Consider the following 15,146-nt stretch of genomic DNA (forward strand, 5'->3'; position numbering starts at 1 on the left):
GCCGGCCGCATTCGCTTGCTTGCGTTGCGGGCTCGTAGCGGAGGTTAAACTCGCAACTCTTCTTTTTGCGCCAGTTGCGACTCGAAGCGGCTGCGGATCGGGGCGACGATGTTGGCGAGGAACTCGTCCACTTGTTCCGGCGAGCGGCCGACGTACTGCGACGGTTCGAGGACCTTTTCCATGTCGATCTCGGGGAAGTCCTCATCGGCTTGCAGACGCTGGAGCAAGTCGTTGGGTTTGCCTTCGTTCTTGACGATGGCGCCGGCGTTGATCGAATGGACGCGGATCTTTTCGTGCAGTTCCTGGCGATCCCCGCCGGCCTTAACGGCCGCCATCAGGATGTTCTCGCTCGCCATGAACGGCAGCTCTTCGTTCAAATGCTTGGCGACCATCGCCGGATAAACGACCATGCCGCTGGCGACGTTCTCGAGAATGATCAAGATCGCGTCGATCGCAAGGAAAGCTTGCGGCAACGTCAGACGGCGGTTGGCGCTGTCGTCGAGCGTCCTTTCCATCCACTGCGTCGCCAAGGTGTTGGCGCCGCTCGACTGGAGGCTCATCACAAAGCGAGCCAAGGCGCAGATCCGTTCGCTCCGCATCGGGTTCCGTTTGTAGGGCATCGCCGACGAACCGATTTGATGCTTTTCAAACGGCTCTTCCACTTCCTTGCGATGTGACAAGATGCGGAGGTCGGTGGCGATCTTGTGAGCCGACTGGGCGATGCCGCTCAGCGCGTCCAGAATCTGCGAGTCGATCTTGCGCGAGTAGGTTTGCCCCGTGACGGCGTAGGTGGCGTCGAAGCCCATCTTCTCAGAGACGCGTTTTTCGAGCTTGGTCACCTTGTCATGATCGCCGTCAAACAGCGTCAGGAAGCTGGCCTGCGTGCCGGTCGTTCCTTTGCAGCTGCGAGCCTTGAGCGTCGCGAGACGATGCTCCAGCTCTTCCAGGTCCATCACCAGGTCGTAGTTCCACAAGCAAGCGCGGCGACCGATCGTGGTGGGCTGCGCCGGTTGCAGGTGGGTGAAGCCGAGACATGGCAGCGAGCGATACTCTTTGGCGAAGTCGGCCAGCTTCAAGATCACCGCGGCGAGACGCTTTTCGGTTAGATGAAGCGCGTCGCGAAGGAGGATCAGGTCGGCGTTGTCGGTGACGTAACAGCTGGTCGCGCCCAGGTGAATGATCCCTTTGGCTTGCGGGCAGACGTCGCCGTAAGCGGTGACGTGCGCCATCACGTCGTGCCGCAGCGCCTTTTCATGTTTGGCGGCGTTGTCGAAGTCGATGTCGTCGATGTGCTGCTTCAGCTCTGCGATCTGGGCGTCGGTGATCGGTAGGCCGAGCTCCTGCTCCGCTTCGGCTAGTGCGATCCAGAGCTTGCGCCAGGTCGAGAACTTGCGCTGAGCGCCCCAGATTTGGCTCATCTCTTTCGAGGCGTAGCGAGAAATCAACGGGTTTTCGTACTGGTCGTGCGACATCGGCGTTTCCACAACAGGCAGCGGGGCAGGGAAGAAAACCTGCATTTTAGCGAGATTCGGGCCGCTTGGTCAGGCGCCTCGGAAGAAGAATGGAACACGGAGGCCACGGAAAAAGGACGGAAAGACACGGTCGGAAAAGAGCAGGGTAGGGGGAGCAAGCGGGTTGCCGCGGGCTCCACGGGTGGCACTGCTGGCTTGTCCAGCAGTGCGAACTTTCGTGTAGGGCTCCACTGCTGGACAAGCCAGCAGTGCCACCCAAGAAGTTCGTCTACAGGTCGAGCGCCTTGGTGCTTGGATCCAAGTCAAACGGCTGCGGCTGCGGGCGAACGATCGGCGCCGGATTTACCGGTGCGGTTCGCGGCGGAATGATCCGCGGTGCGATCGGCGTCGTTTCGCGCTGAATCACGCGGTTGTAGATCAGCGGAGTGGAGTAGATGTAGGTTCTCCGCTGAATCGACGGTTGGAAGTAATCGAACGGCGGCGTCGCGGCGAAGTCGGCGTGTCGGCCGAAGTAGGGATCGACGGTGTCGTAGCCGAACAGATTGTAGTAGAGCTGGTCGTACGACTTCTGTAGATCTTGCCACGCGATGCGGATCACGTAAGGGCGAGGTTCCGGCAGTCGGCTGTCGAGTTCCAATTCAAGTTCTTTGTAGGCGGCGGAGACGTCGCTGAAGCGACGCTGCAGATAGTAAGGATTGGCGTTGCGGCCAGCGTCTTGGCGATATCGCTCCATCATCGCGGCGAGCGCATTGGCCGCCGAGGCGAGCTCCGTTTGATCGGCGGAGGTCAACTCGGCGCCAAGCTTGGCGGCCGACTGCTGGAGCATGTTCGCATCGGGCGTGATGCGATAGAGATTCGGGAAGAGACTTTGGGCGTTGACCGTACCGCTTGCCAGCAGTGCCGCAAGCAGCGAAAGGATGGCAGTTCTCATCGGTTTTCTCTCCCAGTAAAGGTAACCCCTATGTTTGATTCTAGAGGGGGCGCTTTGGTCAGGGCAAACAAAAAGCCGACGCACCCGGGGAGGAGGTCGGCCTTTCGTAGGTTAACGTTTTGTCGCACCGCGACTATGGCAGCTTGTTGCAAAACGCCTTCCAGGCAGCTTGCAACTTCGCCATGTTCTGAGCGAAGCTCTTCACGCGTCGCTCAAATGGGATCGCGTCCCTGCGATCCCGCAGCCTGGCGACAGGCTGCTAGTTTTTAAAGCCCTTGTTGAAGTGGTTGTTCCACTTCGGGCTGGGGTCGGAAAAGACCTTTTTGGTCTGAATCGTCACGGGGCCAAGCTTGATCGAACCGCCGACGTGCGGCTGGTTGATCGGGAACTTCTGCACGTTGTGCGGAAATCCGCCCACGTTATTGTGGTGACCGTGGTGATGATCATCGAAATGTCCGCCGCCGATCTGGCAGGTGTAGCTAATGAACCCGCAGTGACGCGAGTAGAGGTCGTAGTAAACGCGGTCAAAGGCACGTTCCACGTCAGCCCAGGTTTGCTGCACGAGCCAATCGTTGCGTACGTGGCAAGCGTGAAGCAGTTGCGACTGAACATGACGCAGTTCGCGGGCGGTCTCGTTGAAATCGGCTCGCAGGTGCGAAAGCGATCCGCCGAGGGCCGCGGTTTCGGCGAAGTGGGCGGCCGCTTCGTCCAGGTGGTGCGCTTCATCGTCGAGGTGCGAAAAACCAGTCCGATGATGGATCAATTCGTGCAGGCGATGGGTCGCCTGATGCAGGTAATAGGTATCGCTTTCCAGGCGACCTTGATGCTCCCAGTGGCCCGCTTTGGCGAGCTGCGGAGCGGCGAACAAAATGGCGGCAATGATCGAAAACAAGGCGATTTGGCGTTTCATAGCTTGGTTCCCCCAGCGTTGCGTCTCGATAGTCAGGAGCGGCGACTTTGCCGCTCGGGCGTCGACAGGGGGTAATGGCATCGCTGGCGCCAGAAAGTGCCAGCAAGCGAGAGCGATTCGCGTAAGTGCTTACTGCATAATGAATTGTCGAAATTGAATTTTTTGCAGAAGAACCGGCCTAGGCAGAATCGAGGGACGCCGGAGGAGGAAATGATGTCAGCCTGACAACGCGATTCTCACGAAGAGACATGGAGAATCGCTGGAATAGGGATTGCGCCGGGGCGGGATATGGGGACAAAAAAACGCCGAGCGGAATTCGCTCGGCGTTTTAAGTTGGAAACGAGTTGTCGACGTTGGTCTACGTATCGGACGAGACGGGAGCCAGCGCGGTGGGGCCTTTGGCGGAAGGACGCGGCGCCCGGAACCCGGCCGGCGGTTTGTCGCTGGCCGAGATATCGAGGGCAAACTCATTCGGACCGCTGGAGGTGACGGTCACTTCCAGGCCGCTGTCTTGCACCGACCAGTAGTGAGGGGGAACCTTCGCCAGGATGCCGGTGGTCGGAGTCCCCATGCCAGGCGCGGCTGCCGGAGCGACGAACGCGACGTTGTAGGCGCCCACTTTAATTGGCGCCGGCGATTTGAACTGACCATCGGCAGTGGTGGTGAAACCTCCGCCGCCGCCGGTCGGGCTGTAGAAGCGGACGATGATGTTGGATAGAGGCTCTCCATCCATGCGGACGGCGCCTTGGACGTCGACCTTTTGAACGCCGTCGGCAGCCGAGCAGCCGATCAGCGCGCTGCAAGCAAGCAGCGCGAAAGCTGGTAGGAGTTGGAGGGTGAAACGTTTCATCGTAAAAGCGACTTTCAATAAATACGAAGTAGGACTGGGATACGCACCGCGCCTGGATCGGCCGCTTACTGCTGCGAAATGACAAGTCCATCCGATTTCATCGCCATGCGACGGAACTGCACCAGGTCGATCGTATCGGTCACAAAGCGCACCGAACCGTCGACTTGGGCGAACTGGGCGCCGCCCGGATGTTCGGAGTTGACCATGACCGAAGTCAAGTAGCACGCGTCGCAGTTGAAGCCGGAGCGATTGCTGCAGGTCGCGTTCGGCGTGTCCTGGATCGTGACGATCCCACCGCCGCCGTAATCGTAGTTGCTGTCGAACTTGCCGCCGCTTCCCGAACCGGCCCAGCCGCCGAACAGACCATAGACGTTGTCGCCGTTGTTGGCGACGGTCAGGTCGCGGCCGGCCACTTCGCCGATCAACAGCGTGTTCGAGGTGCCGTCCGTGAAGGAATGGAAGCCGGTGATCTCGTTGTACATGAAGGCGCCGTTGTTGCACTTCCAGCCGTAGAAGCTGTTGCACTTGCCGGAGTCAGCGTTGTTGGAGGGAGCCGATTCGTTGAGGGCGCCGTTGATGCCGACGTAGCTGTGGTACTGATGATTGCGAGGATTGTAGCCGAAGACGTTGTTATTGTTTTTCGGCTTCACGTTCGACGGGCAGTTGAACGCGCTGATGATCACGCCGTTAAGCAGGTTCGAGTTGACCGTGTTGTCGGTGCTCTTGAAGCTCTGCGTCCAGTCAAATTGATCAGAGAGATTGCTCTGTTCGAGGAACGGCAGCACCGAGAGTTTCCAGGTCACCGTTTTCGCTTCGCCAAACGGCAGGAACTGGTAGGTGTCGTGGTACATGTGGCAGGCGAGCGCCAATTGCTTCAAGTTGTTTTGGCACGAAGAGCGACGGGCCGCTTCGCGTGCTTGTTGCACGGCCGGCAGCAGCAGCGCGATCAAGACGCCGATGATGGCGATGACGACCAGGAGTTCGACTAACGTGAACCCCATACGACGGGTACGTAGTTGTGACATTGATAGACCTCATAAGACGTAAGAATGAAAACCAACAAAGCGCGAGCCGTGAAGAGGCGTGCTTGTGGTGAGGTCTAATAACAAGAAGTGTTCCAAAGAATGGCCAATTTCGGCAAATAACGGGAAAATGGTTCGTTTTCTGGAGTAGGATAGTCCAGAGGAAGGGGAGGTTTGGCGAAATCCTATACGATTGGGTGGATATATTTCGCTGTCGCCACTTTTTGCTCAGATTGATGAGAAATACCTACTGCGCAAACCTATGGCACAATTGCATGCAAATGCATCACCAGAACTTGCAATGTAGCGCCAAGTGTAGAGATCGAATTGAATTTGTTTGCGAAGTGACTCTTCTAGCGCATAAAAAAACGCCGAGCGGATTCGCTCGGCGTTATCGTTCGTTTTGTCGTTTATTCCCACAGGCAGGGAGTGGGACGGCCGCTCACTACGTGCCTGACTTAGAGATCGCCAGCTCAAGCGAGGTATGTCCCGACGTAATGTCGACCTGTTGGATCTCGTCGTAGTACTGTTCCGGGAAGGGGAGCTTCCGCTTGCCGCTGCCGGCGGTCGGAACCGTTTCGGGCGGAACCAGTTTGACGACGCATTGGCCGAGACGGACCCCTTTGCGAGTAATCGAGTATTCCGCCTCAAACTGCCCTGCAGCGTTGGTCGTGGCGGTACTGCCGCGAACCCCTTTTTCGACCGGGTCAAACTCCAGGTTGATCCCAGCCCGCGCTGGTTGTCCATCCACGAGAAGGATGCCGGTAACCGTTCCCAGGCTCGCCTGGTTGCTGCTGCCGCATCCGACAGTCGCAATCAGCGCCAACAGTAACAGGGCTGACAATTTCATTGTGCTCATAACTGTTTACTTTTCCGTGTGGGGCGAACCAGCGCCGCCATCAGGCGACGCTGAGGAAACTTTGCAGAACGCGAACGCCGCAACTACGGCAGGCTGACCACTTGTCCGTCGTTACGAATGCCGAGCAACTGGTAAACGCCCATTCCGCTCGCCTTGGCGTAAACGTCATTGTTCACGGTATCGCCGCCATACCAACCGTTGGCGACCCCGTTCTTATCGAAGTCGATGTCTTCCGAGATGAACTGCACCGAACCATCGCAGAAAGCGAAGAAGGCGCCGCCCGGATGCTGGCTGGTGAAGCCCCAGTGAGCGGTGTGGTTCATCGGGAACGAGACGCAGCGCGACAGCGTGTTTTGACGTTCCAGATAGCCGTTGCCCGGCGTACCGGCCCAGAAGGCCCAACCGCGCGGACCCGAATCCCACCCGCCGGCCTTGGCCGAAACTTCGCCCAGGGCGAAGGTGTTAGATAGACCGTCGGTGATCGCCGAGAAGTTCATCCCTTCGTAGTTGATGGCGCCGTTGTTGGCCGCTTTGTCCTGGTCCCAACCGGCCTGACCGTAGCCGCGGCTCGCGGCGTAGCTGATCACGCCATAGACGACGTTATCGGTATGCGTGTAGGTTTCGGGAGCAGTCGTCGAGGGGCAACGCAAGCTGGTGATCACCGTTCCGAGCGACAACGTGGCGTTGGCGTCCGGCGTTCCGCTAACCGCTTGCGGGTAGGTATAGCCTTGGACGCCGACCGCATCGCTCAGGTTGTTCTGTTCCAAGTACGGCAGCAACTGAGCGGCCCAACCCCAGAACGTGTTGTTGCGGCGATAGGCGGGCATTTCCAGATAGGTGTCGTGATAGGTGTGGGTCGCCAGAACGGCCTGCTTCAAGTTGTTGCGGCACGACATGCGGCGAGCAGCTTCGCGAGCTTGCTGAACAGCCGGCAGCAAGAGTGCGATCAAGACGCCGATGATGGCGATCACGACCAACAATTCAACCAACGTGAAGCCCGCGCGGCTTCGATTAAAACGACTCATCACTTGCGGTTCTCCAGAGAACGAACGGGGATGATGTAAGGAGAAAAAACGTCAACGAGATGCCACTTCTCCGTTCACGCTTGCGCCACTCGAATTGTCGAAGAGCAAAGTTGTGCGATTACTAAAAAGAAATAGTAACCGCGATTTGCATTCGTCAAAGCCTTCGTGGGCATGTAGGGATTAACCTCACATTTCGTACCAAACGAACGCCGTTAGAAAAAATCTGCGGCAATCTGTGCGATTTGCGACCTCGCTGGGGGGGCGGCTTGTATCGAATCCCTGCTATCGCGATTTTTTTGTTCTTCGCCGTCGCGAACGCCCGGAACCTTGCTCAAGGTTTGTGCTCATTTCTTCCGCATAGAATGTGCATATTTTTTTTACACGGGCGTGGAAACCCGCAGTGGGCTTGCGCAATGAGTGAGAAATTTGCGCGCAGAAATGCGCTGGGCGAATGGCGAGGTCGCGCAAGAACGAATGGCGTGACGAAGAGATTCGCCCCCAATGTCGTGAACCGTAACCGCTTCCGCGGGGCACCGACCGAGGGTGAAGAGTCGCCAAACAGGTACCGCTTGCGAGCCGAGTGATCGGTCTCGTAAGAAGCCTTACGCCGAGCGCAACAGCGCGCGGCGTAAGGCGTCATCGAACGGTTTACTTGTTCTCGATGCCAGGAGGCGCCGGAGGCGGCGGAGCCGGCATCGACTTCGGTTTGAAGCCAGCCGGAGCTTTCGAACTCGACGAAATGTCGAAGGCGAAGTCGTTCGTGCCGGTGACGGCGACGCTCGCGCTCAGTCCGCTGTAGTTAGGAGCCCAATAGTGCTTGGGCACTTTGGCCAGGTCGCCCGAGAGAGGACCTCCCGGCATGCGACCGATCGGATAGTCGACGGCGACCTGGTACGCGCCGGCGCGGATCGGAAAATCGGAGACGAAATGTCCCGCTTCATCGAGCGGGAAAGCGGCCGATCCGGCGTTGTCCGAATGAAATCGAATGGTTGCGCCGGTGAGCGGCTTGCCATCGAACGCGACGACGCCCGAGACGTCCGCCATCGGTGGACCTTGCGGCTGACTGCAGCCAACCATGCTCGCCGCGCCCATCAGGGCGACGGCGGCGAAATTGCATACTCTCATGGTATTAGCTCGGTTTAGTTGAGGGATGATAGCGACGAAACTTGGAGTCAAGAGACTACGGCATTTCTGCGACGGCGCCGTCGCCTCGCATCGCCACACGTCTAAGGATCACCATGTCGGTCGTATCGGGAATAAACCGAACCGAACCGTCTGCCAGGGCGAATTGAACGCCGCCCGGATGGAAAGAGTTGTAATTGGTCGAGTTGACGTAAGCGACGCCGCAAACCCAGAAGTCGCCCGAAGAGCAAACCGAGTTCGGCGGATTCACGATTGGCGCCATACCGCCGCCGATACCGTACATCGTCCCGGTCGTGCCGCCCCCGGCGCCATGCCAACCGCCGTGATAACCTTGCTTCGTCCCAGAGTTGTTCGCCGCCATGCCGGGGTCATATCCCGACTGTTCGCCGAGAAACAGCGTGTTCGACGTGCCGTCGGTGATCGACTGGAAGCCGAGTTCCTGGTTGTAGCCAAAGGCGCCGTTGTCGCAGTTGAAGCCGTAGAACTGTTGGCATTTGCCCCAGTCGGCCGAGTTCGCAGCGGCGCTACGATTGGCGGCGCCATTCACGCCGCAGTAGCTGTGGTATTGGTGCTGGCGAGCGTTCCAAGGGTAGCTCGACGGCGGTTGCGTCGACGGGCAGACGAACGCGTCGAGTTCCACTTTCTCCAGCAACACCGCATTGGCGGTTGTTTGGTCCCCTTGGAACGACAGGCTGTAGTCGAACTGATCCGACAGGTTACGCTGCTCGATGAACGGCAGGATGCTGACGCGCCAGTTGATGTTGTTGAGGTTGCCGAACGGCAGGACCAGGTAAGTGTCGTGATACGTGTGGCAGGCGAGTGCGAGTTGCTTCAGCTTGTTGCTGCACGACATACGGCGAGCAGCTTCGCGCGCTTGTTGTACCGCAGGCAAGAGCAACGCGATCAACACGCCGATGATCGCAATCACGACTAACAATTCAACAAGAGTAAAGCCCTTAGGGCTTCGAACAGAACGACTCATTGGTGGCAGTTCTCCGAAAGACAGATGGATGAAAGCAAAGGAGATCGAACGCAAACGAAAATGCCGCTTCTCAGTTCGCGTATTAGCTGCTGCCCAAATCCTGCCACGAGTGAGGGCGAAGAGTCCTACAGTTAGCAGTAGGAACATCCCATTACCTTCATTCGCGACATGAATTGATAAGGGATCCTCTATTTCACATTCCGTACCAATCTCACGGCAATTCGATGGAATTACCTCATTTTTCATCCCGCGATCTCGTTCATGCTTTGAGGAGGGGGAAGATTTGTATCGATTCGTCAATTCTCTGAGTTATTAGTCGCAGACTCCGCAAGTGCTTTGCGCACCGCCTGTATTTTGTGCTCAATAAATCGGCAGTGTGGCTGCACGTTTTTTCAACGAAACGCGGAAAACGCGGCGACAGGCGCGCAAGGATGCGAAGAATTAGCGCGCAGAAACGAGAAGGCCCACGAGGTTAGGCCAAGAGTGGTTGTGAAAATCAACCGTGTCGTACGAAGGCGCTTTACCAGCGCATCAGCGTCGTGCCCCAGGAGAGGCCGGCGCCAAAGCCGGAGAGAAGGACGAGATCGCCGCGGCGAATCTTGCCCGCCTGGTACGCTTCGTCCAGGACCAGCGGAACGCTGCCGGCCGACGTGTTGCCGTAGCGATCGAGATTGATCACGATCTTCTCGCGATCGAAGCCGAGATTCTCGCAGGCCGCGTCAATGATCCTCACGTTCGCTTGATGCAGCAGCACCAGCGAGACTTCATCAGCCGTTACGCCGGCATGCGTCAATACGTCGCCGATGCTGTCGGCAATGACACGCACGGCCCATTTGAAAACGCTGCGGCCATCCATGTGCAGATAAGCTTGGCCAGCGGCCAGGCTTTGATTGTCGAGTCGATGAGCCGAACCGCCCCCAGGCACGCAGAGGAGTTCGCCCCCTTCGCCTTCGCTTCCCAGCGTGTAGGAGAGAAAGCCTTGTTCTTCCGATCCGGCGCCCAGAATCACGGCCCCAGCGCCATCGCCAAACAGCGGATAGGTCTTCTTATCATCGGGATTGGCGATTCTCGACAACAGGTCGGCGCCGATCACCAAGGCTCGGCGACTCGTACCGGTTCGCACGAATTGGGCCGCCGTGATCATCGCATACATGAACCCAGCGCAGGCCGCACTGACGTCCATCGCGGCGCAACGAATCCCCAAGCGATCTTGCAGAATGCAGGCGGTCGAGGGGGTCGGCATATCAGGAGTGAACGTTCCGACGACGATCAGGTCGATTTCGCTGACGTCGATCCCGGCGTTTTCGATCGCCGCACAAGCGGCCGCATAGGCCATATGGCTGGTCGCCATTTCTGGCGGCGCGTGCCGTCGCTCGCGGATTCCAGTCCGTTGAACGATCCATTCGGGGTCGCAGCCCAAGGACGAGAGATCTTCGTTCTTGACGATATTCTCCGGCACATAACTGCCGACGCCCAGAACTTGCACGCCTAGCAGTTGCCGCAAGGGACTGCGATTCGAGAGTTGTGAAGCAGACTGCCCATGAGCGGCAGTCGAACTAGCCGACGGCATGTACGGGGAATTCCTGGGGGTAGCAAACTTTTTTGCGCGAATAGCCAGTATAACAAGCTTCGATCAATTTTCCCACTTGCGTGCGACTGGTTGCTGGAGCGGGTAATACCACCTAAAATCTCACGCCAGCAATCGCCAGGCAGCCCAGTATACTGACGCCATGATCGAACTTCCCCCGGAACTGGAGTCGCCCCCCGTCCCCTGGACGCGGCGGCACTTACTTGACCTCGAGAGTCTCTCCGCCGAGGAGATCACCACGGCTCTCGACGTCGCCCAGCGTTTTAAAGAGGCGACACGGGACTGTAAAGTCAAATTGTCCGCCTTAGCCGGCGTCACGTCGGTGAATCTTTTCTTTGAAGATTCCACTCGGACACGCACCAGCTTCTCCTTGGCAGCCCGCCGTTTGGGGGCCGACAGCGTCGAATTCTCCGCTTCCAGCAGCAGCGTCTCGAAGGGGGAAACCCTGCTCGACACCGCCAAGACGATCGAGTCGATGAAAATCGACGCGATGGTGATCCGGCATCGTTCGCCCGGCGCCCCGCAGATGTTGGCGAAAAATCTCGATTGCTGCGTGATTAACGCCGGCGACGGCCCGCACGAACATCCGACCCAGGGGCTCCTCGATATCCTGACGATCCGCCAACATCGGGGAACAGTCGCAGGTCTAACGGTTGCGCTGGTCGGCGATATCGCCCATAGCCGCACCGCACGCTCGAACATCTGGGGTCTGAAAAAGCTGGGCGCCCATGTGATCGTCTGCGGCCCCTCGACGCTGGTCTCGAAGCAGTGGGAAAAGCTGGGCGTCGAGGTTTCGCACGACCTGGACGACATCGTCGCTCGCTGCGACGTCCTCAACTTGCTTCGCATTCAGTTCGAGCGGCAATATACGCGACCGTTTCCCTCGGTCCGCGAATACGCGCTCCTCTACGCGATGAATCGCGAACGGATGCGCCGCGCGAAAGAGAACATCCTGATCATGGCGCCCGGCCCGATTAATCGCGGGGTCGAAGTGACGCCGGAAGTGGCCGACGGTTCGCAGTCGGTCATTCTGCATCAAGTGAATAACGGGTTGGCGGTGCGAATGGCCGCGTTGTATCTGGTTACCAAAGCGTCGCGGTAAAGAAGAACATGTCGACCATCTTGCTGAAAAACGGCCGCCTGATCGATCCGAGTCAACAAACGGATCGCGTGACCAGCGTTCTCTTGAAGGATGGCGTCGTCGCGTCGCTGGACGCCGGTGACGCTACCGCCGAATACGTGATCGACGTCACCGGCAAGATCATCGCGCCGGGCCTGGTCGATATGCACGTGCAACTGCGCGAGCCTGGCTGCGAAGAAGACGAAACGATCGCCAGCGGCGCCGCGTCAGCGATTGCCGGCGGCTTCACGTCGATCGCGTGCATTCCGAATACCGAGCCGCCGCTCGATACGGCGGCCGGTATCGAATACGTGCGTCACAAGGCGGCTCGCGCCGATAAGTGCAACGTCTACGTCATCGCCTGCGTCAGCAGCGGCCGCAAGGGAGAGCAGCTATCCGAGATCGGCACCCTGGTCGAAGCCGGCGCCGTCGGCTTTAGCGACGCTTCCCGTCCGATCGCCAATCCGGAGCTGTTGCGTCGCGCGCTTGAGTACACGCAGATGTTCGACAAGCCGGTCCTCAATCGGCCGGAACTGGTCGAGCTGACGCATAACGGCGTAATGCACGATGGGATGGTCTCGCTGGTGTTGGGACTAGCGCCCCTTCCGGTTGAAGCGGAAGAGGTGATGGCCGCTCGCGACATCTGTTTGTGCGAAGCGACCGGCGGCCGACTTCACTTGATGAGCGTCTCCTCCAGCGGCACGATCGAGATCCTCCGTCGCGCCAAATTGCGCGGCGTCCGTACGACCGCCGAGATTCATCCCTGCAACTTCTCGCTGACCGACGAAGCGCTTCGCTCGTTCGATCCGAACTGCAAAGTCAATCCGCCGCTTCGCTCGGCCGATCATATCGAAGCTTGCATCGCAGCCCTGGCTGACGGCACGATCGACGTCATCTCGAGTGGTCATGCCCCGCGGGCGTCCGAAAAGAAGATGCACGAAATGACCGACGCGCCGTTTGGGATCGTCTCGCTGGAGACGACTCTCGGGCTGACGTCGACCAAGTTAGTGCAGCCGGGGCATTTGACCTGGAGCCAAGCGATCGACAAGCTGAGCACGACGCCCGCCAAGATTTTGGGACTGTCGAAGGGAACGCTCGCCGTCGGCGCCGACGCCGACGTGACGGTGATCGATCCCAATCTGACGTGGACGGTCGACGCCTCGAAGTACCTCTCACGCAGCTCGAACTGCCCGTTTGACGGCTGGGAACTGACCGGCAAGGCGATTCACGTGATCGTCGGCGGCGTCATCAAGATGTAGGACGAATCGGAAAAACCGATTAGTTCGGGTCGATACGTTCGCCGAGAGAACGTAGAATTCCGCGCAGGCTTCTATCCTTCTCGTGCGGAATCGACCATGCCCCTTATCATCGACGGCTACAACTTGCTCTACGCAGCCGGCGTGGTCAGTTCGCTCGACGGGAGCGGTACGTTCGAGCAGGATCGACTGGCGCTGCTCGAACTGATTCGTTCGGTGGTCGATGACGAGGAGATTCGCCAGACGGTCGTCGTCTTCGACTCGGCCAAAGCGCCCCCCGGCTTACCGCGGACCGTCCGCTATCACGACATCGTCGTCCACTTCGCTTCCGAGTATGCCGACGCGGACGAAATGATCGAAATGCTGATCGAGCGGCATGCGACTCCACGGCGGCTGACCGTTGTTTCTAGCGATCATCGCGTGCAAAGGGCCGCTCGACGTCGCAAAGCGACGGCGATCGACAGCGGGCACTGGATCGACCTGATGCGGCGGAAGCGGCGGGCCCAAAACAAAGCGGCCCAGATTCCGACCAAGCCGATAGCGCCCCCATCCGAATCGGAAGTCTCACGCTGGATGCGTGAGTTTTCCGAGATCGACATCGATCAGATCTCCCGCGAGCTCAAACCGCTGAAGCGTCCGACTCCGCCGCCCACTCCTCCGAAACCGGTCGATCCCGAGCAGGCCAAGTCAGCTGGAGAAGAGGAATCGGAGAAGCCGGACGTTATAAATCCGTTTCCCGACGAGTTTGAAGACGATATCCGGCAACTTGGGAGTCAGCTGGGGGGATCGATTTTCCCGGCCGACTATCTCGACCAGATTGCCCGCGAGTTCTGGGACGACGACGATAAGCCGTCGAGGTAGGTCGGAACTGGACCTATCTATGTAATGCGCGGGCGCCATGGCCACGGCCTTGCGTGGCCATGATTGGACGTGAGTTCCTAAGTCCCGGCGGAAGCAGTCAAAGAGCGTTCTCTCAAACGGGTTTCTTGGGCCATCTGCCAGCTATTTGGTGGCGGCAATCATGGCCACGCAAGGCCGTGACCATGGCGCCCATGTTTTCGTTTCCCCCGAAAACCCACCCTCATAGGTTCCGTTCCGAGCCTGATCTAGCGACTTTTCCCGCTTCTAAGCCGATTTCTTGCGGCGTAATCGTGCGCGATCCCCTGATCCGTAAAAACCGGACCATCCGGCACAGCTGCGCAAACCGCTCCTTTTTCCTAGGTGTTGCATTTTAGCCACATGTTACTCCGATCCCATACTCTGTAAGCGACACGTTCCCTCCCTCTCGCGTCCGTTGGAGATCCTACTCGTGGCCAAAGCCCAAACCAGCAAATCGACCCCGCGTAAGACCGCTGCGAAAAAGAGCACCCCTGCGAAGAAGACCGAAGCCAAGCGTAGCCCGAAGGCCGCCGCTCCCAAGAAGCGGGCCACCAAGGCTGTCGCCGCCAAGGAAGAAAAGGTCGCCGCGAAGCCGGCTGGCGAACAGGAAGTGATGATTGATCGTCGCCGCAGGGATGAGCCGGTCGCGATCGAACGCCGAGCCAAGGTCGCTCGTCGCCGTCAAATCGACCCGACCACCTGCGAACGTGATTACAACAACGACGAAATCGAATTCATGCAAGCCTTGGACGCTTACAAGCGTACCAGCGGCCGCATGTTCCCGACCTGCAGCGAAGTGCTGGAAGTGCTGAAGGGTCTCGGTTACCAGAAGAACGTCGGCGGCGGCGAAATGCCGGTCGTCGAAGAACTGGAAGAAGCTCCGATCATGGAAGAAGTGGGCGGATAATCGCCTGCAAACGCTATCATTGCTTGCTACCTGCGGAACAGGAAGACCTTCCCCTCGGTCTTCCTGTTTCGTTTCTTGAGCGATTCTCTCTTGTCTCGGCGAAAAAATCTCTCTACTCTCCCGACGCGCGAAGAGTCTTTCTTCCGCCGGCAGGTCGCCGTTTCCCGTTTTGGGGGCGATGACGCAAAGATCCCGCACACCA

Annotated in this window: 14 protein-coding genes; 4 read left to right on the plus strand and 10 right to left on the minus strand. The window is 58.7% G+C overall.

The annotated features are described in order from the left end of the window. Window positions 1-44: 44 nt before the first annotated feature. The 10 genes from purB to LOC68_RS22065 all read right to left on the minus strand — a co-directional run bounded on the left by purB (window position 45) and on the right by LOC68_RS22065 (window position 10,698). Complete coding sequence (gene purB / locus LOC68_RS22015) at window positions 45-1,472, minus strand: adenylosuccinate lyase (RefSeq protein WP_230222739.1); 1,428 nt, start codon at window positions 1,470-1,472, stop codon at window positions 45-47. Between the two features lie 268 nt (window positions 1,473-1,740). Beyond that, the gene (locus tag LOC68_RS22020; RefSeq protein WP_230222741.1) at window positions 1,741-2,403 is read right to left on the minus strand and encodes a hypothetical protein; all 663 of its coding nucleotides are present in this window, start codon (window positions 2,401-2,403) and stop codon (window positions 1,741-1,743) included. A 259-nt stretch (window positions 2,404-2,662) separates the two neighbouring features. Continuing rightward, a complete protein-coding gene (locus tag LOC68_RS22025; RefSeq protein ID WP_230222742.1) occupies window positions 2,663-3,313 on the minus strand; it encodes a hypothetical protein in 651 nt (216 codons plus the stop codon). A 358-nt stretch (window positions 3,314-3,671) separates the two neighbouring features. Continuing rightward, window positions 3,672-4,163: a hypothetical protein gene (locus LOC68_RS22030; protein WP_230222744.1), complete on the minus strand. Its 492-nt coding sequence runs from the start codon at window positions 4,161-4,163 to the stop codon at window positions 3,672-3,674. Between the two features lie 65 nt (window positions 4,164-4,228). Beyond that, a complete protein-coding gene (locus LOC68_RS22035; RefSeq protein ID WP_230222746.1) occupies window positions 4,229-5,188 on the minus strand; it encodes a DUF1559 family PulG-like putative transporter in 960 nt (319 codons plus the stop codon). A gap of 442 nt (window positions 5,189-5,630) precedes the next feature. Then, a complete protein-coding gene (locus tag LOC68_RS22040; protein WP_230222748.1) occupies window positions 5,631-6,044 on the minus strand; it encodes a hypothetical protein in 414 nt (137 codons plus the stop codon). Between the two features lie 83 nt (window positions 6,045-6,127). Further along, a complete protein-coding gene (locus LOC68_RS22045) occupies window positions 6,128-7,069 on the minus strand; it encodes a DUF1559 domain-containing protein (protein ID WP_230222750.1) in 942 nt (313 codons plus the stop codon). A gap of 648 nt (window positions 7,070-7,717) precedes the next feature. After that, window positions 7,718-8,194, minus strand: a complete 477-nt coding sequence (locus LOC68_RS22050) for a hypothetical protein (RefSeq protein ID WP_230222752.1) — start codon at window positions 8,192-8,194, stop codon at window positions 7,718-7,720. 55 nt (window positions 8,195-8,249) lie between these two features. Further along, window positions 8,250-9,194, minus strand: coding sequence for a DUF1559 domain-containing protein (locus LOC68_RS22055; protein WP_261360169.1), 945 nt, complete (start codon window positions 9,192-9,194; stop codon window positions 8,250-8,252). Between the two features lie 520 nt (window positions 9,195-9,714). Beyond that, window positions 9,715-10,698, minus strand: a complete 984-nt coding sequence (locus LOC68_RS22065; protein WP_230222754.1) for a beta-ketoacyl-ACP synthase III — start codon at window positions 10,696-10,698, stop codon at window positions 9,715-9,717. A 226-nt stretch (window positions 10,699-10,924) separates the two neighbouring features. Between LOC68_RS22065 and LOC68_RS22070 the strand changes: the two genes are divergently transcribed. The 4 genes from LOC68_RS22070 (at window position 10,925) to LOC68_RS28650 (ending at window position 14,944) form a co-directional block, all read left to right on the plus strand. Continuing rightward, a complete protein-coding gene (locus tag LOC68_RS22070) occupies window positions 10,925-11,884 on the plus strand; it encodes an aspartate carbamoyltransferase catalytic subunit (protein ID WP_230222756.1) in 960 nt (319 codons plus the stop codon). Window positions 11,885-11,892: 8 nt separating this feature from the next. After that, window positions 11,893-13,161 (plus strand): dihydroorotase, encoded by a 1,269-nt coding sequence (locus LOC68_RS22075; protein WP_230222758.1) that lies wholly within the window; start codon window positions 11,893-11,895, stop codon window positions 13,159-13,161. 96 nt (window positions 13,162-13,257) lie between these two features. Beyond that, window positions 13,258-14,019 (plus strand): NYN domain-containing protein, encoded by a 762-nt coding sequence (locus LOC68_RS22080; protein WP_230222760.1) that lies wholly within the window; start codon window positions 13,258-13,260, stop codon window positions 14,017-14,019. Between the two features lie 448 nt (window positions 14,020-14,467). Continuing rightward, window positions 14,468-14,944 (plus strand): hypothetical protein, encoded by a 477-nt coding sequence (locus LOC68_RS28650; RefSeq protein ID WP_230222761.1) that lies wholly within the window; start codon window positions 14,468-14,470, stop codon window positions 14,942-14,944. Window positions 14,945-15,146 lie beyond the last annotated feature (202 nt).

It is taken from the genome of Blastopirellula sediminis (genome assembly GCF_020966755.1).
Taxonomy (GTDB): Bacteria; Planctomycetota; Planctomycetia; order Pirellulales; family Pirellulaceae; genus Blastopirellula; species Blastopirellula sediminis.